The 15,503-nt window shown below is 41.9% G+C and carries 10 protein-coding genes; 7 read left to right on the top strand and 3 right to left on the bottom strand.

Annotated features, from left to right (window positions below; all coding sequences use genetic code 11):
- Positions 1-144 precede the first annotated feature (144 nt).
- A complete protein-coding gene (locus V7K50_RS14925; protein WP_334961224.1) occupies positions 145-2,436 on the bottom strand; it encodes an amylo-alpha-1,6-glucosidase in 2,292 nt (763 codons plus the stop codon).
- Between the two features lie 131 nt (positions 2,437-2,567).
- Here V7K50_RS14925 and V7K50_RS14920 point away from each other — a divergent pair, with 131 nt between their 5' ends.
- Both V7K50_RS14920 and V7K50_RS14915 read left to right on the top strand, forming a co-directional pair.
- A complete protein-coding gene (locus V7K50_RS14920) occupies positions 2,568-3,179 on the top strand; it encodes a peroxiredoxin (protein WP_334799026.1) in 612 nt (203 codons plus the stop codon).
- Between the two features lie 725 nt (positions 3,180-3,904).
- Positions 3,905-4,447, top strand: coding sequence for a peroxiredoxin family protein (locus tag V7K50_RS14915; RefSeq protein WP_334961222.1), 543 nt, complete (start codon positions 3,905-3,907; stop codon positions 4,445-4,447).
- Between the two features lie 238 nt (positions 4,448-4,685).
- Here V7K50_RS14915 and V7K50_RS14910 read toward each other — a convergent pair whose 3' ends face one another.
- A complete protein-coding gene (locus V7K50_RS14910; protein WP_334961220.1) occupies positions 4,686-7,058 on the bottom strand; it encodes a CHASE2 domain-containing serine/threonine-protein kinase in 2,373 nt (790 codons plus the stop codon).
- 740 nt (positions 7,059-7,798) lie between these two features.
- Here V7K50_RS14910 and V7K50_RS14905 point away from each other — a divergent pair.
- Positions 7,799-8,320, top strand: a complete 522-nt coding sequence (locus tag V7K50_RS14905) for a LabA-like NYN domain-containing protein (RefSeq protein ID WP_041565194.1) — start codon at positions 7,799-7,801, stop codon at positions 8,318-8,320.
- A 95-nt stretch (positions 8,321-8,415) separates the two neighbouring features.
- Positions 8,416-10,020, top strand: coding sequence for a 2-isopropylmalate synthase (locus V7K50_RS14900; RefSeq protein ID WP_334961218.1), 1,605 nt, complete (start codon positions 8,416-8,418; stop codon positions 10,018-10,020).
- Between the two features lie 272 nt (positions 10,021-10,292).
- On the opposite strand, the gene V7K50_RS14895 is transcribed toward V7K50_RS14900, so the two are convergent.
- Positions 10,293-11,198 (bottom strand): amino acid ABC transporter substrate-binding protein, encoded by a 906-nt coding sequence (locus V7K50_RS14895; RefSeq protein ID WP_334961216.1) that lies wholly within the window; start codon positions 11,196-11,198, stop codon positions 10,293-10,295.
- 992 nt (positions 11,199-12,190) lie between these two features.
- Between V7K50_RS14895 and V7K50_RS14890 the strand changes: the two genes are divergently transcribed.
- From V7K50_RS14890 to V7K50_RS14880, 3 genes are all read left to right on the top strand, one after another.
- Positions 12,191-12,586, top strand: a complete 396-nt coding sequence (locus V7K50_RS14890; RefSeq protein WP_334961214.1) for a hypothetical protein — start codon at positions 12,191-12,193, stop codon at positions 12,584-12,586.
- 285 nt (positions 12,587-12,871) lie between these two features.
- Positions 12,872-13,324, top strand: a complete 453-nt coding sequence (locus tag V7K50_RS14885) for a hypothetical protein (RefSeq protein ID WP_334961212.1) — start codon at positions 12,872-12,874, stop codon at positions 13,322-13,324.
- Positions 13,325-13,352: 28 nt separating this feature from the next.
- A partial coding sequence (locus V7K50_RS14880) for an NB-ARC domain-containing protein (RefSeq protein WP_334961210.1) occupies positions 13,353-15,503 on the top strand: 2,151 nt, incomplete at its 3' end.

Here is a 15,503-nt window from a genome sequence, read left to right as displayed (position 1 = left end):
GGACTTGGAGGTTAGGACATTAACTGATGAGAAAACCTATATACAAACAGACTTTCAACCCAGCCCCCAGCCCCCAGTCCCCAGTCCTATAGCGATCGCCCCTTCAGATACAATACACTTTGCACTAATATTCAAGACTCAGTACTATTGAATGTGGCGGATTACTTCGGCAACTGACCAAGCTTGAGCGATCGCTCCTCTGGGTGTGTGAGGTGAATCGCCATCAAAAATCTCAGAAATAGAACCAAGACAAGCGTCAAATAGGAAGTGATCTAGCAGGGGTTTCCAATCAAAAGGCAGCGATCGCTGTGGATAAAAACGTTGCCAAGCCCGAATATATGGCCCAATTAGCCAAGTCCAAACGGTGCCTTGATGATAAGCGCGATCACGTCGCTCTTGGTTGCCCTCGTACTTCCCTTTGTATTCGGGATCTCCTGGATCGAGACTGCGAAGACCATAGGGGGTGAGCAAGCTGGTAGTTGCCAAATCTAATATCTGACATCCTTGCTGTTCAGAAAACCCACAATGATGTAGCGACAGTGCTAAAACGGCATTGGGGCGAATTTGAAAATTCCGGCGATCGTCCGGCTCAATCGTATCGTATAGATAACCTAGCTGAGGATTCCAGAACTTTTGCAGCGAGGTTTTTATATGTTGTGCTTGTTGAGCATAACGCTGTGCTTGCTTAGTGAGACGGGCTGGCGAGCCATACTCAAGCTGGCTCAAGCGCTCCGCCCACTGACTCAGCCAACATAAAGCAGAATACCACAGTGCATTGATTTCCACTGGCTTCCCGTGACGGGGTGTGATGGGATGTGACCCAATTACCACATCCATCCAGGTGAGGGCTACACCACGAGCATCCCAACTAACTAGCCCATCAGTAGCATCGACCTGGATATTGAAATGCGTACCACCCATAAATGCTTTGTAGATTTGCTGTACTACGGGAAATTGCTCTGCCAAAAAATCCCAGTCTTGGGTAGCTTCTAAATAAAGTCCTAAAGTTTCAATCCACCACAAGGCCGCATCAATACTGTTATAAATTGGTTCGCCATTGACATCAGGAAATGCATTAGGAATCAAACCGTGACGACAATAATGCCCAAAAGTTCGCAATACTCCTTTTGCCAAGTCAAAGCGCTGTGGAACTAGCGCCAACCCCGGTAAGGCGATTAATGTGTCACGTCCCCAGTCATTAAACCAGTGATAACCAGCAATAACTGTTGGGCCTGCTATTGAGGCTCGATAGACAATAAACTGATCGCTTGCTTTGAGTAGTTGTTGCCAGATTGGGGATTGGGCATTGGGCATCCCTTCCGTTCCGCTCAGGGCAAGTGGGGATTGGGCACTTGTACTGAGCGACTCGCCCTGAGCGCAGTCGTTCGCGTAGCGTCTTGTAGAGAAGGGAGCCGAAGTATTGGGCATTGGGAATTGCGGATTAGGGATTAGGAATTGGGAATTGGAAAACTCTTCCCCAGTCCCTAGTCCCCAGCGATGCACTGAGCTTGTCGAAGTGTCCCTAGTCCCCCCTTTACTCCACCCAAAAATTTGTGAGAGCCTTTCTTGCTCTAACTCTAGAGCTTCTGCAAAGGTTTCGGGGTTGAGAACAGCTTGCACTGAGTCGGGAAAACCTACTCGTGCTTCTAGAGTCACCGTATCTCCTGGTTGGAGTGTGACTATCAAGTAACCAGGACTGTGGAGGTCTTCTTTGTCGCCTAATCCCCGTTTCGTCTCCTCAGACAATCGATAATTCCAATACCAAACTGCATCTGGTTGATAATTTCCTTGTGTCCAGCGCAAGTGCCAAGGTATACCGAAATGCCCAGAATGGATTGCTTGCAGACACACTTGCTGTTGCCCTAGCAATTGTGAGAACTTTAATTCTTCACTAGCAGTCTGCTGGTGGTGAAAGTCACGTTCTGCTATCAACAGTCGCAACCGTAAAATCGCTGTATCACTTCCCTCGTAGTGATACTGGATTAAAATCCGATGGCAAAATTGGGCAGGGGCATTGGGCATGGGGCATGGGGCATTGCTTATTCGCCCTTGTCCCCTTGTCCCCTTGTCCTCTTGTCCCCAGTTCCCAGTCCCTACCAAACCAATTGGTATCACCAACTGTCTGGTTAACTGCCAGTTATCTTTGCCCCAAGTCCATTTTGGAACTGGGTTAATATCAAAATGACGTAGCAGTTCGTAGCCTGTCGGCTCAATCTTACCGTTACCCCAAAAATTTGTGCCCAGTGGCACAACGTTTCCTAATACTTCCAAGCTAGCTTCTAGGTGCGAAAACAGCAGAGTCCGCCCAGAAGGTGGGTTTGTTGCCGCAAACAGCCAACCATGATAAGTGCGCGTGCGGACACCAGAAACAGTACCGCTAGCAAAACTTCCCAAGCCATTAGTAAGCAACCATTCTCTTGTATCTAAATCAGGCATTTGCTACTCAAAATCGTTATGAGTATGATATAGTCGTAACAGATCGTAACTAAAGTGTGAGAGCGTGGATGGGTGAGTTTTACTTGACCCGAATTCCAACGCTACTAAACCGATAAAGGAGAATTAGGTTAATGTCCCTTACTTACGGAACCGAAGGAAGCCTCCGCGTTGGTCAGCAAGCTCCCGATTTCACAGCAACGGCTGTGGTAGATCAGGAATTTAAGACAATCAAACTTGCCGATTATCGCGGTAAGTATGTCGTCCTGTTTTTCTACCCACTAGACTTTACCTTTGTTTGTCCCACTGAAATCACAGCATTTAGCGATCGCTACGAAGAATTCAATAAAATCAATACGGAAATCCTTGGGGCTTCCGTTGATAGTGAATTCTCCCACCTCGCTTGGATTCAAACAGATCGTAAGTCTGGTGGCGTTGGCGACCTAAATTATCCTCTAGTCTCTGACATCAAGAAAGAGATTAGTGCCGCTTATAACGTTCTTGACCCAGCAGCAGGCATTGCCTTGCGTGGTCTATTCATCATCGATAAAGATGGTATCATACAGCACGCCACCATCAACAATCTAGCTTTTGGTCGCAGCGTTGATGAAACCCTGCGGACATTACAAGCAATTCAGTATGTTCAGTCTCACCCCGACGAAGTTTGCCCAGCTGGTTGGCAACCTGGTGACAAGACAATGAATCCTGACCCAGTGAAGTCTAAAGTTTACTTCTCTGCTGTCTAAATTTCTCGGTTCTAGCAAACTCTAATTCATCCTGTTGGAGTTGAGAGCAAAATCAATGAAAACCACAGATAAACAGAGGTATACATTAAACAATGTCAAGCTCGGTATTTATCTGTGGTTTTTTGATTAAATGGTATTTAAATAATCATTGTTAAAAAAATATATATCAGTTCTCGTTCACGTGAGATACATCCATAGGGGCAATTCATGAATTGCCCCTACACCTTGCGATCTAATTTTGTACCGCATCTGAGTGGGAACCGCTATATATCAGTTTTAACAATGATTGTAAAAGATGCAGTGAACAAAAGCTTATCTAATATAGCGCTAACCCTTGGAGATCCCCCTAAATCCCCCTTAAAAAGGGGGACTTTGATTCTGGTTCCCCCCCTGAAAAAGGCTAGGGTGTACACACATCTTTGTGTTAAGTGCAAAATGTGGCTTGATCCCCCTAAATCCCCCGATAAAAAGGGGAACTTTGATTCTTTCCCCCCTTTTTTAAGGGGGGTTAGGGGGGATCAAAACGTTGTGGGGCTAGGTTATAAGACTTGTGTGTACACCGTAGCTTAAAAAGGGGGGTTAGGGGGGATCAATCAGTGCCTGAAATCACAGCTAAATACTTTTCAAACAACTCCCTAAGAGCAAGGGAAGAGGGGACTATGACATAACTCATATAATTAGGGAACGCTATAACTCTTTGACAATCTAAAATCCAAAATTGTATCATGCTTACTTCAACTAATTTTAGTGGTTTATTAAATAAGCGATTCTTTCGCAATTTTTTACCATTTCCAGCTAGTAATAAAGTCCGGTTGGGAGTGGGAATACCAGACTTTAAATTGCCAGATATTACCAACGGAACTTTAGTAAGTTTGTCCGATTATAAAGGCAAGCAACCAGTGTTACTCGCCTTGACTCGCATTTTTACTGAAAAACAATATTGTCCCTTTTGTTTTCCTCACATCAAAGCTTTGAATGAAAACTACGAAAAATTTAAAAGTCGCGGTATAGAAGTTTTACTAATTACTAGTACTGATGAACGTCAGAGTCAAATAGTTGTGAAGGATTTAGGCTTACAAATGCCGTTGCTAAGTGATCCAAGTTGTCGAGTGTTTCGTACATATCAAGTAGGACAAGCATTGGGAGCGCCTTTACCAGCACAGTTTATCTTAGATAAAGAAGGGAAACTCCGCTATTGGCATTTATTTTCTTTTCTGGATCACAACGCTAGTGTTGAGACATTGTTAGAACAATTTAATGTTTTATAAGGGGTTGAGCAAGATATTTTTCCTAAAAATTCAGATGTAATTATGAAAAAGCTCAAGAGCTAGAATATGAGATCCTAGCTCTTGAAATCATCGAAGAACACGTTGATTTATTCACTATTCCAAAATCTGGAAACAAGGGAAAGATCGTGAAATTAATATATGTGGATGTTGTCAAAAATTTGGCAACATAATGTAATCTAACTTAGAAATAATCGAGCGATCGCTATTCCTTTTGCATCTAATAAGGAGTTTCTGAGGATGGTTTTGAGCAAGATTTTGTGGCGGTACCTAATTCATCTAAAGTATTCATTAATAAGTCATCTTGTGCTGTAGGATGTCTACTTTCAGAATTTACGGAATTGTCCAGAACTTGAAGAGCTTCAATAGCCTCAAGAGCCTCTGATGCAGACTGATATCGCTCTTTGAAGTCATCCAGCACCATTTTACTGAGAATTTTCGCTATGGAGTGGCTTACCTGAGTGCATAGTTTACCGCCGTAGGCATCGTACCATCTAATCTCCCCATCCGCATCTCTATCTAGCTCACGGGGTGCTACACCAGTCAAGGCTTTAATTCCAACCATACCCACTGCATAGATATCACTACTGTAGTGTGGACGGCCAAAACATTGCTCACTTGGTGCGTAACCTTGAGTCCCAATGCCTATGGTAAAAGGGGTTTGCTCTTGAGTATCAAGCTGTTTTGTGCTAACTTCTTTGACTGCTCCAAAGTCAATCAATACCAGTTTTCCGTCTGAGTGTCGCCGAATGATATTGCTGGGTTTAATATCCCGGTGAATCACGTTGTTTTTATGAATAAATGTTAATGTTTGCAATAAATCCCTAACAATTTTGATCGCGGCAATTTCTTCAATTGCTTTACCTGCTGGGAGTTCCTGATTTAAAGTATGACCAATTATCTGTTCTTGGACTAAATAAAATTCTTCATCTTCTTCAAAATATGCCAAAAGTTGAGGAATTTGATTGTGCGTTCCCAATTTTTCTAGTGTTTGTGCCTCTGAGTTAAACAAACGTCTGGCAAGTTGCAACCCTTCTGATTTGGTGCTGGCTGGTTTGAGTTGTTTGACAACACATCGTGGATTCCCAGGACGTTGGGTATCTTCGGCAATGTAGGTTTCGCTAAATCCACCAGAACCGAGAACTTTGACAATTTTGTAGCGTCGAGCCAGTATTTTACCTGATAAGGCTAAATCTCGTTGCTGAATTAGGTCTTGAAAGTCATCTTGTTGGCTGATAATCTCTTGGACAACTGGGGAAGTTTTATACTTCTGAAAAATGTCTACTAATTGGCGTTTTCTAATGCTTTCCCTAACTACTGAGGTTCCCAGGTAGGAAAGTCCGGTCATCGCGATCGCGATCATTGGTATAGTAGTCGGAAAAATTAACTGACCATAGATAAAGAACCCATAGCTAATTCCTCCCCAAGCGCCAGACAGGGCGAGGCTATAGAGAAATCTATTGATACTACGCTTGCGTCTGCTAATCGTCAAGGTTGTACTGCTAACTAGCACTAGCACAAACAAACCCTGCAACGGTGGACTGTTGATTGCTGAGGCGATCGCTTTACCTGTCATCAAAGTGGCGATGGCATTGGCGTGAATTTCCACGCCGGACATCGGTTCAGTCCCAATGCTTGCAGCGACTGGATAATAATCATTGTTTAACTTATCTGTTCCACCAATCAGCACGATCTTGTTTTTGAACACCTTTCCCTGTTGCAAATAGGTGTTCCAGTTTTGCGGATCGAGTATGTGCCAAAAGGGTATTTGCTCAAATGTACCCGCAGGACCCCAAAAATAAATGCGATCGCCCTTTGGTGGGGGATAATTTACTTGGGCTGCCCTGAGCGCTGCTTCATCAAAAGAAGGTAGCTTCTCGATCAAACTATCTTCAGCTAAGGACTTAGAAAACTCACTCGCCAATCGGTGAACTTTACCATCCACCTCTACAGGGAAATTAACTGAGCCAATGGATAGGGACCCTGTGCGAAACATTCGTTGTGGTCCTGTCAGTTGCCTAAAAGACCCTTGGTGCGTTAGGGAATCTTCGTAGATAGCGGCTAAGGTAACTTTGCTGTCATATTTTTGCAATGTTGCCTGGAATTGGCGATCGTCAGTAACTCCATAACTACTGGGTGTGTTAAAAACAACGTCTAATGCTACAGAGCGGGCACCTGCTTTGATTAATTTTGTGATTACCTGGGAGTATGCAGCACGTTTATAAGGATAAGATTTCAGTGTTTCTAGGTAGGCGTACTGTTTCGGATCTGTTTTATAGTACTGTTCGGGAACTGATATTGACTGATCATCTATTGCTAAAATTACAATGTCTTCTGGAGACACAATCGGCCCACGCAGTTGAAAAAAGCCAGAAAGCACCTGATTTTCGGTCAATTGAACCAATCCCCAACCAGAAGCAGTCAACAGTGCTGCCCCTATTGTCCAAGCGCCGGCCAGGAGATGACCTAAGCGAACCATCCACCTGGATTGGCGAGCTGATGCTGTCGAAGTTACTTTTGTCGGTTTACTTGACAGTCTATTGGCAGCAGAGACATAGTTTTTAGTTAAGGTAGATGTAGGTTCTTCTGCCATATCGTGTTACTGATTGATTTAAGTCCAACACTTTTATTTATTCAGACCACGTTTTAGTGTAAGCACATTGAAATAAGACTTAAATGACAATCTTATATATTTGTAAAGTATCTTCTATTCATCAACAAACTTTTATTGGTAGAGCCAGCCCCCAAGAGATTCTACTCAAGCACTGCCTAACTTATTCTTTTTCTATTGAGTGAGTTACATAAGAGTGATTGTCTCACAGATTAGAGCCAGATATACTCTGCCTGTGCATTTCGTTACGGGGAGATTTTACCCTAACCTAACCAACAACTATGCTCCTAACTGGGTACTCTACCTGAAGCTGTCCCAAGACCGTCTTCTGTGTCTGGCGCAATATTGGTAATCCTTACAAAGGGTGTCCTGATACTGAAAGCAAAACCTATAGATAGGCATTAACTTATATCCTACCCTCAGCAAATTCTATACCTCTTTAGGAGTAAACTTTAATGTTATGCAGCGATGAATCCTGTTACTGAGTCAATTTTATTGGTAGATTTTGATCACCCCATAGCTCTGGCAGTGCTGGAAGTGAATAAGGGTTAGCACCCAGGATCTCAACTCCAATGTTGCAGGCGTTTTTATGCCTTGAAAGAGGTAGGATAAAAGCTATAGATGAAAAACTGCTTTATGGATATTAGCAAACAAGGCATTTGAAAATTGCTATAATCTATTGTTCAATCTAAATTCATATATATTATTAGGTGTAAATTTGTATGGGTTCTCCAATGAATCGTCTGTCTATTTTTGTAGACGGAAACAATATGTTCTATGCTCAACAAAAAAATGGCTGGTTTTTTGACCCACGGCGCGTCTTAGAATACTTCAAACATGAGCAATCAGAAACAACATTAATTAATGCATTCTGGTACACTGGCTTGAAAGACCCACAAGATCAACGAGGTTTCAGAGATGCTCTAATCAGTCTAGGATATACAGTCCGAACTAAAATTCTCAAAGAATACTATGATGATACGTCCGGTCGCTACTCGCAAAAAGCGAATTTAGATATTGAAATTGTTGTAGATATGTTTAATACAGTAGACCAGTATGACCGAGTAGTATTATTCAGTGGTGATGGGGATTTTGAAAGAGCAATCGAACTATTACGCTCCAAAAATACACATATTACGGTAGTATCAACTGAAGGAATGATTGCTAGAGAGCTACGCAACGCTACTGATAGATATATAGATTTAAATGATATCAGAGATCAAATAGAAAAAACTGAAGGTTAGTAGTCTTAGCAATTATTTACAAAGGTAAGAGTAAAAGAAAAACTAAGGTTGAAGATATATTACGCCACAAGTAAAAACTAAACAACAAAGGGCAAATGACAAACAAAACAGATCGAATCATTATTTTTGATACGACATTGCGAGATGGAGAGCAGTGTCCGGGAGCGACTTTGAATATAGACGAGAAGCTAGTTATTGCCAAACAATTAGCTCGTCTGGGTGTAGATGTAATTGAGGCAGGCTTTGCATTCGCTAGTCCGGGAGATTTTGAAGCAGTCAAGAAGATTTCTCAAATTGTCGGCACAGAAAATGGCCCGGTAGTTTGTAGTTTGGCAAGAGCCATTAAAGCAGATATTGAAGCCGCCGCCGAAGCATTAAAACCGGCAGTTAACGCCAGAATTCACACATTTATTTCCACTTCTGATATTCATTTAGAGTATCAACTGCGGAAGTCACGGGCAGAAGTGTTAGCGATCGCCAAAGAAATGGTAGCCTATGCCAAGTCCTTCATGACAGATATAGAATTTTCGCCAATGGATGCGGCGCGTACCGATCCAGAATTTCTCTACCAAGTCTTAGAAGGTGCGATCGCAGCTGGTGCAACAACAGTTAACATTCCCGATACAGTCGGTTACACCACCCCCAGCGAATTTGGAGCCATGATTAAGGGCATTATCGAAAATGTCCCCAACATTGACCAAGCGATTATCTCCGTTCACGGTCATAATGATTTGGGCTTGGCTGTTGCTAACTTCCTAGAAGCCGTGAAAAATGGCGCACGGCAACTAGAATGTACCATCAATGGCATTGGTGAACGTGCCGGAAATGCATCATTAGAAGAATTGGTAATGGCGTTGCACGTCCGACGGCAATATTTTAACCCCTTCTTAGGAAGACCAGCAGATTCTCAAGAATCCCTGACAAATATCGACACCCGACAAATTTATAAAACTTCACGCTTAGTTTCCAATTTGACGGGAATGTTGGTACAAGCAAATAAAGCGATCGTGGGTGCCAATGCCTTTGCCCATGAGTCTGGAATTCACCAAGATGGGGTGTTAAAAAACAGGCTTACCTACGAAATTATGGATGCCCAATTGATTGGCTTGACAGACAATCAAATAGTTTTGGGTAAACATTCAGGTAGAAATGCTTTCCGCACTCGGTTAAAAGAATTGGGCTTTGAGTTGTCCGATACGGAATTAAATAAAGCATTCATCAGATTCAAAGACGTAGCAGATAAAAAGAAAGAAATTTCCGATTGGGATTTGGAAGCGATCGTTAACGATGAAATCCAACAAGCACCCGATTTGTTCCGAGTAGAATTGGTGCAAGTTTCCTGTGGTAGTAACGCCAAACCCACTGCTACAGTTACTCTGCGTACCCCAGATGGTGAAGAATTAACCGATGCTGCGATCGGTACTGGGCCAGTGGATGCTGTTTACAAGGCCATTAACCGTGTGGTGAATGTGCCCAACGAATTGATTGAGTTTTCTGTGCAGTCAGTAACAGCTGGTATCGATGCCATTGGAGAAGTGACAATTCGTTTACGTTATGAATCTAAAGTCTTTTCTGGTCATGCAGCGAACACAGATATCATCGTGGCATCCGCGCAAGCTTATGTAAATGCATTGAATAGGTTGTATGCATCTTTGCAAACTCAAGAAAAGCCAGAGGAAGTATCTGCACAGAAAGTCTAAAAACACTTCTGTCTTGATTTCCAGTTAGTTGGAAAGCATAAGTGGGTAGCATAGCTGTGCTACCCTATTTATTTGTGTGGATATCCAGTTATATCAAGTCCAGATAATTAGTTATGATTCCCACAGTCATTGCACCCCACCCCCAGCCCCTCCCCGCCGGCGGGGTGGGGTTCTTTGGGTTTAGTAAGTATTCAATAATCAACTTGTATGACTAGCGAGAATATTACCAAGAAATAGTTAGCTAGATGATTTTGTGGGGAAAATCCATTATTTCACAGGTCACTTTTGGGAATTTCCTCACGAAATTCTATGACCAATTGCATAGTTTCCACTACCAAATCACGTAAATCCCGATTGAGTGCTACAGCGCCTTGAGATCCAAACCAACGGTCAAAAATAGTGACATATCGCTGATTACCATTGACGAATCCTTGCATGAACTTGACCAGAGAATAGTTAACTGTATCCAAGAATTTCGAGTTATTTTCTGGTACCATGCAAGCGATACCTTCTCGTGAATAGGGGCGATCGGGTGCGATCGCAAAATCATCCGAATTTTTTTGCTGTTGCAGCCATCCCTCTAAAAGAATGCTATCGGATGAGAAAGCATCAATAGTACCTTTTTGCAAAGCTGTGTATCCCTCTGCCCTAGTTTTAAAATACACGAGTTTAGCTTGGGGTTGGACACGAGCGATCGCCAGTTCGTTTGTGGTTCCCGCCAGCACACCAATTTTTTTACCAATAAGGGATTCAGCAGAACCTAGATTACTTCCTTTCTTAACTAATAATTGGGTTCCAGTCACACCGTAGCTTACAGAAAAGTCTACTTTTTTATCTCGCTTCCATGTAAAACTACTCGCATCACACACAATATCAACTTGTTGATTAACTATTTTAGGAATCCGCTCAGAGGGGCTAATACCAACTAATTGCAGTTTAATTTTTTTTCCTAAGTCTTTTTCTAATTGCTCTTTAATCAGAGTCAGCATATCTACAGAATAGCCATTTAACTTTCCTTGACTATCCACATAGGCAAAAGGTAGCGCATCTCTACTAGTACCAGCTGTTAATACCCCTGTTCTCGCTACTTTTTGCATCACAGTCTCAGCCACTACCACATTAGGCATGAGCGTTGCAAACATGAGACTTAAAATAGGAATAGCAATTTTTTCATACATAAGCTTTAACAGTAGGTAGTTCTTTCAAAAATTAAATCTGATTTATATATCAAGCTCAAGAAGCTATCACTATTGAGTACATATTCAGCTTATCTAGTAACTATTCTTTACATTAGGGACTTCCAGAAAATAAAATATACCCTTGGGAATGATATCATGTCCGCATAATTAGTTATGACAATATCGTGAATTTGTACAGAGCTAAGAGGATGTTTGAAAAGTAGTTAGCTGTGATTTTAGGCACTTGTTGATCCCCCCTAACCCCTTCTCCCACTTTGGGAGAAGGGGTTAGGGGATGAGGGCTATCAAGGTTTTTGCACATTTGGGATGCTCCCATGTGATTTGTGAAAATTATCTGTGCCCAGATTCCCGACTTCTTAAAGAAGTCGGGGATCTAACTTTTCACGAATGATTTAGGATTGCTATATTAGGAATTAATTACCAAAGCAAATGATTACAGGACTTACGCAAAATCAGGAAAAAACGAACCACAGAGGGCGCAGAGAACACAGAGAAATAAGAGTTTCAGAGAGTTATTGCGTAAGTCCTAGATTATTACTGTCAACCTTACTCAAGCAACTGCCAAAACATTACGACATTAGTCACTAACATTACGACATTAGTCATCAAACATTACGACATTAGTCACCAACATTACAAGATTAGTCACCAACATGACGATATTAGTGAGTAATATTACGACATTAGTCATCAAACATTACAATATTAGTCACCAACATGACGATATTAGTCACTAACATTACGACATCAGTCATTAACATTAAAGCTCTGGTGAAGAAACTGAAGCTTGTATGAAGTTGAAGTATATTATCTCTATAAAAATCAGCATCTAGTTCTTGACTTCAGCAAAACTACTGGAATTGCCTAGAAATATTATTAGAAAAAATATAATGATTTGCGAGTTTTTCTGATACAGAATACAGCTTAATTGAGGCAAGCTAGTTATAGAAATATCTTCAAGGAGTACATCCATGCCTCGTACAAAGCGGACATCGCGGGTTCTAGAAAAAGCTGAATTGAGAACGTCTGGATTCAAAGCAGTTGATTCAAACATGGATTTTGGTAATAGTTGCGATTTGGAAAATCTGACTCAATCAATTGAGGAGTTTCGCACTATGCTTGATTCTTATAACAACGCTTTAGCTGTGGTTGACTCTACTAAAACTAAAATCGATGAAATGGAAAAAAAGCTAAGTAAACTTTCAGATAAGATGCTGAAGGGAGTTGGTTTCAAGTATGGAACAGACAGCAGCGAATATGAAGTAGCAGGTGGCGTTCGTGACAGCGAACGTATACGCAAAAGCAGGTTGAGTCGATTGAAAAGTAATGCACGGCAGACATCAGATGAAAATCAGAAATCTGCTTAGTTCTCGCATGGGTAAGCTACAAAAAAAATAGTTAGTCACAGATAAATATACAGCAGATTGCAACAGGCGTGAGGTACAGATAATCGTAGGGGCACAATATGTTGTGCCCCTACCCGTGTACTTAATTTACCTGAAATATGCTGTATCTGCATTTCTCACAAGCGGTGCGTAGCTTGCCGCCGTAGGCATCGCCATAAAAAATTATTACATTAAGTGATTACCCTGAGTTTGACCGCTTATTTGACCGCTTATTATCAGGTGTTGATACAAAACTAGAGTAAGCAAATGGATTTAGTAACTTTAACTACTTTCTTGACTCCTTTTTTACCGTACTTGCTCAAAGCCGGAGAGAAAGCAACTGAAGAAGCTGGTAAGAAATTTGGTGAAGGGTTTGGTGCTAACGCCTGGGAAAAAGCCAAGGCTTTGTGGAGTAAGCTGCAACCAAAGGTAGAGACAAAACCAATGGCGAGAGGTGCAGCAGAAGAGTTGGCTAACTCTCCTAATGATGCAGATGCCAAAGAAACACTCCAGAAGGAACTCAAGAAATTTCTGGATGAAGATAAAAATTTATATGCTGAAATTGCCCGTTTAATGCAAGAAGATTCTGAAGCAATTTCTCAGGTTGTTAATACTTTTAATCAAACAATATCTGGCAAGAAAAACGTAGTGCAAAATACTGTAGGTAATGATAATACGGGGTTTGGACAAGTGGGAGGTGATGTAACTATCAATAAGTAAAAAAGCCAGAATATAGGAAGTTAAAACAGTGCAGAAAAGAAGCCTGAGAAGGTTATGGAAACAGATAATATTTTTTTTATCTAAGTTAGCTGGCTTTTTGAGAGGGAATCGTCGGAGATTAAAGCGTCGGCGACATCCACTTATAGATGAAGTTGCTCAAACTCATTTAGATACACAAATTGCGTCTCGGTCTGAACAACCAATTTTAGGTAACGCAGAAAATTATGATGCTTCTGTAACCAGTTTAAATCCCGATATTAAATCTAAGTTTAAACAAACAATTTCAGGTAATGGAAATGTTGGTCAAAGCAGCGAAGGCAACAACAATATTAATGTAGGTCGGGTAGAAGGCAGTCTCACTATTAATTCTCGTCGCCCAATTGACAGACCTTTTCAAGCACCGAGTTTACCTACCAATTTTGTAGACCGCCTACAAGTTACTATAGAAATTAAAGCTCGTCTACTGGCAAATACATCTAATGCTGGTGCATTGCTCATCAGTGCAATTCACGGTTTAGGTGGCATTGGCAAGACAACTTTAGTTACTGCCCTTGCCCATGATGAAGATATTCAAAAACGTTTCTCTGGTGGTGTGCTTTGGGCAACTTTGGGGCAAGAGCCAGATATTCTGGCGCTGCTGAGTAGCTGGGTGCAAGCCTTGGGAGACTATGAATTTCGTGCCATTAATATAGAAGCAACTTCAGTCCATTTGCGAAGTTTACTACATGAGAAAGCAGTTTTACTGGTAGTTGATGATGCTTGGGAACCACATCATGTTACACCCTTTAAGGTAGCAAGTTCCCAATCCCAGCTATTAATCACTTCGCGGCGGGCTGATGTGGCTGGTGCTGTTGGTGCTTATTTGCAACAATTGAATTTGATGACGCCAGAAGAATCTCTGGAATTACTTTCTAAGTCTTTAGGACGAGAAATAGAAGAAGTAGAGAAACCAGAGGCTTTGAGAGTAGCTGAAACTGTGGGATACTTACCCATTGCGCTGAATTTGGCAGCAGCAAGAGTAAAATGGGGAATTACATGGGTGAAGCTGGAAACAGCTTTGAAACAAGAGGTTGCAAACTTAAAAGTCTTATACAGGGCGCGTCAAGAAAATTCTTTACAAGCAACCTTTAATTTAAGCCTGAAAACTTTGCAAGATCATGACCAAAAAGCTTGGGAAAATTTTATTTGGTTGGGAGTTTTGCCAGAAGATGTAATAATAGCCGCACCAATGGCGGTGACGCTCTGGGATATGGAATCGCATGATGAAGCTGATAAGCATTTAGAGCTGCTTTGGAATGATGCCTTACTTCAGTCTGATTCACCTATATCTTTCGGGGGTGTTGAGTGCAAAGGCTACAGGATACATGACTTATTGCATTATGTAGCTCGTAGCCTATTAATTCAACCTCCGCCTACGGGAATGGGTTTTAATTTACTCAATGCTCACAGCCAACTGCTAGAACGGTATCGGCTAAAGACTGAAAAAAATCTTTGGCATACCCTGGTTAATGATGGTTACATTCATCAAAATTTAGTTTGGCATTTAGAAAAGGCTGAATGGGTAGAAGAAATTCATCAGTTATTACGGGAAGAGTCGCAGACATTAATAAATGGAAATGGCTGGTTTGAAGCGCGAGAAAAATTAGGAGAACCTGGGGGTTACATTACAGATATTTCTCATGCTTGGGAATTAGCAGAAGCGAATTGGACTGAATCAATCCTGCCCCAAGTTGTAAGTTTGCAGTGTTGCTATGCTTTGATTACTGCATCCCTGAATAGTTTGGCAGCTAATGTACCAGTAAATTTATTGCTTGCCTTGGTCAAAAACGAAAAGTGGACTCCCGAACAAGGACTAGTTTACGCCCTGCAAAACCCAAAGCAACAGGAGAAAGTTAACTCGCTGACAGAGCTAGTCAACTATTTGCCACTAAATCTTCAAGAATTAGCACTGCAAAAAGCCCTTGCTGCTGCCAGGGCGATTCAGGATGAGGATTATCGTGCCAAAGCCTTGAGTGCCTTAGCTGAGAAACTGCCAGAGTTATTGCCAGAAGCCCTTGCTGCTGCCAGGGCGATTCAGGATGAGGATTATCGTGCCAAAGCCTTGAGTGCCTTAGCTGAGAAACTGCCACCAGAGTTATTGCCAGAAGCCCTTGCTGCTGCCAGGGCGATTCAGGATGAG

This window comes from Nostoc sp. (genome assembly GCF_036917135.1).
Taxonomy (GTDB): Bacteria; Cyanobacteriota; Cyanobacteriia; order Cyanobacteriales; family Nostocaceae; genus Nostoc.
This window is presented reverse-complemented; position numbering and strand designations above follow the sequence as displayed.

Bases quoted from the DNA above. Each gene is read 5' to 3' on its own strand.
- V7K50_RS14925 (WP_334961224.1), bottom strand. From the start codon at position 2,436: ATGCCTGATTTAGATACAAGAGAATGGTTGCTTACTAATGGCTTGGGA.
- V7K50_RS14920 (WP_334799026.1), top strand. From the start codon at position 2,568: ATGTCCCTTACTTACGGAACCGAAGGAAGCCTCCGCGTTGGTCAGCAA.
- V7K50_RS14915 (WP_334961222.1), top strand. From the start codon at position 3,905: ATGCTTACTTCAACTAATTTTAGTGGTTTATTAAATAAGCGATTCTTT.
- V7K50_RS14910 (WP_334961220.1), bottom strand. From the start codon at position 7,058: ATGGCAGAAGAACCTACATCTACCTTAACTAAAAACTATGTCTCTGCT.
- V7K50_RS14905 (WP_041565194.1), top strand. From the start codon at position 7,799: ATGGGTTCTCCAATGAATCGTCTGTCTATTTTTGTAGACGGAAACAAT.
- V7K50_RS14900 (WP_334961218.1), top strand. From the start codon at position 8,416: ATGACAAACAAAACAGATCGAATCATTATTTTTGATACGACATTGCGA.
- V7K50_RS14895 (WP_334961216.1), bottom strand. From the start codon at position 11,198: ATGTATGAAAAAATTGCTATTCCTATTTTAAGTCTCATGTTTGCAACG.
- V7K50_RS14890 (WP_334961214.1), top strand. From the start codon at position 12,191: ATGCCTCGTACAAAGCGGACATCGCGGGTTCTAGAAAAAGCTGAATTG.
- V7K50_RS14885 (WP_334961212.1), top strand. From the start codon at position 12,872: ATGGATTTAGTAACTTTAACTACTTTCTTGACTCCTTTTTTACCGTAC.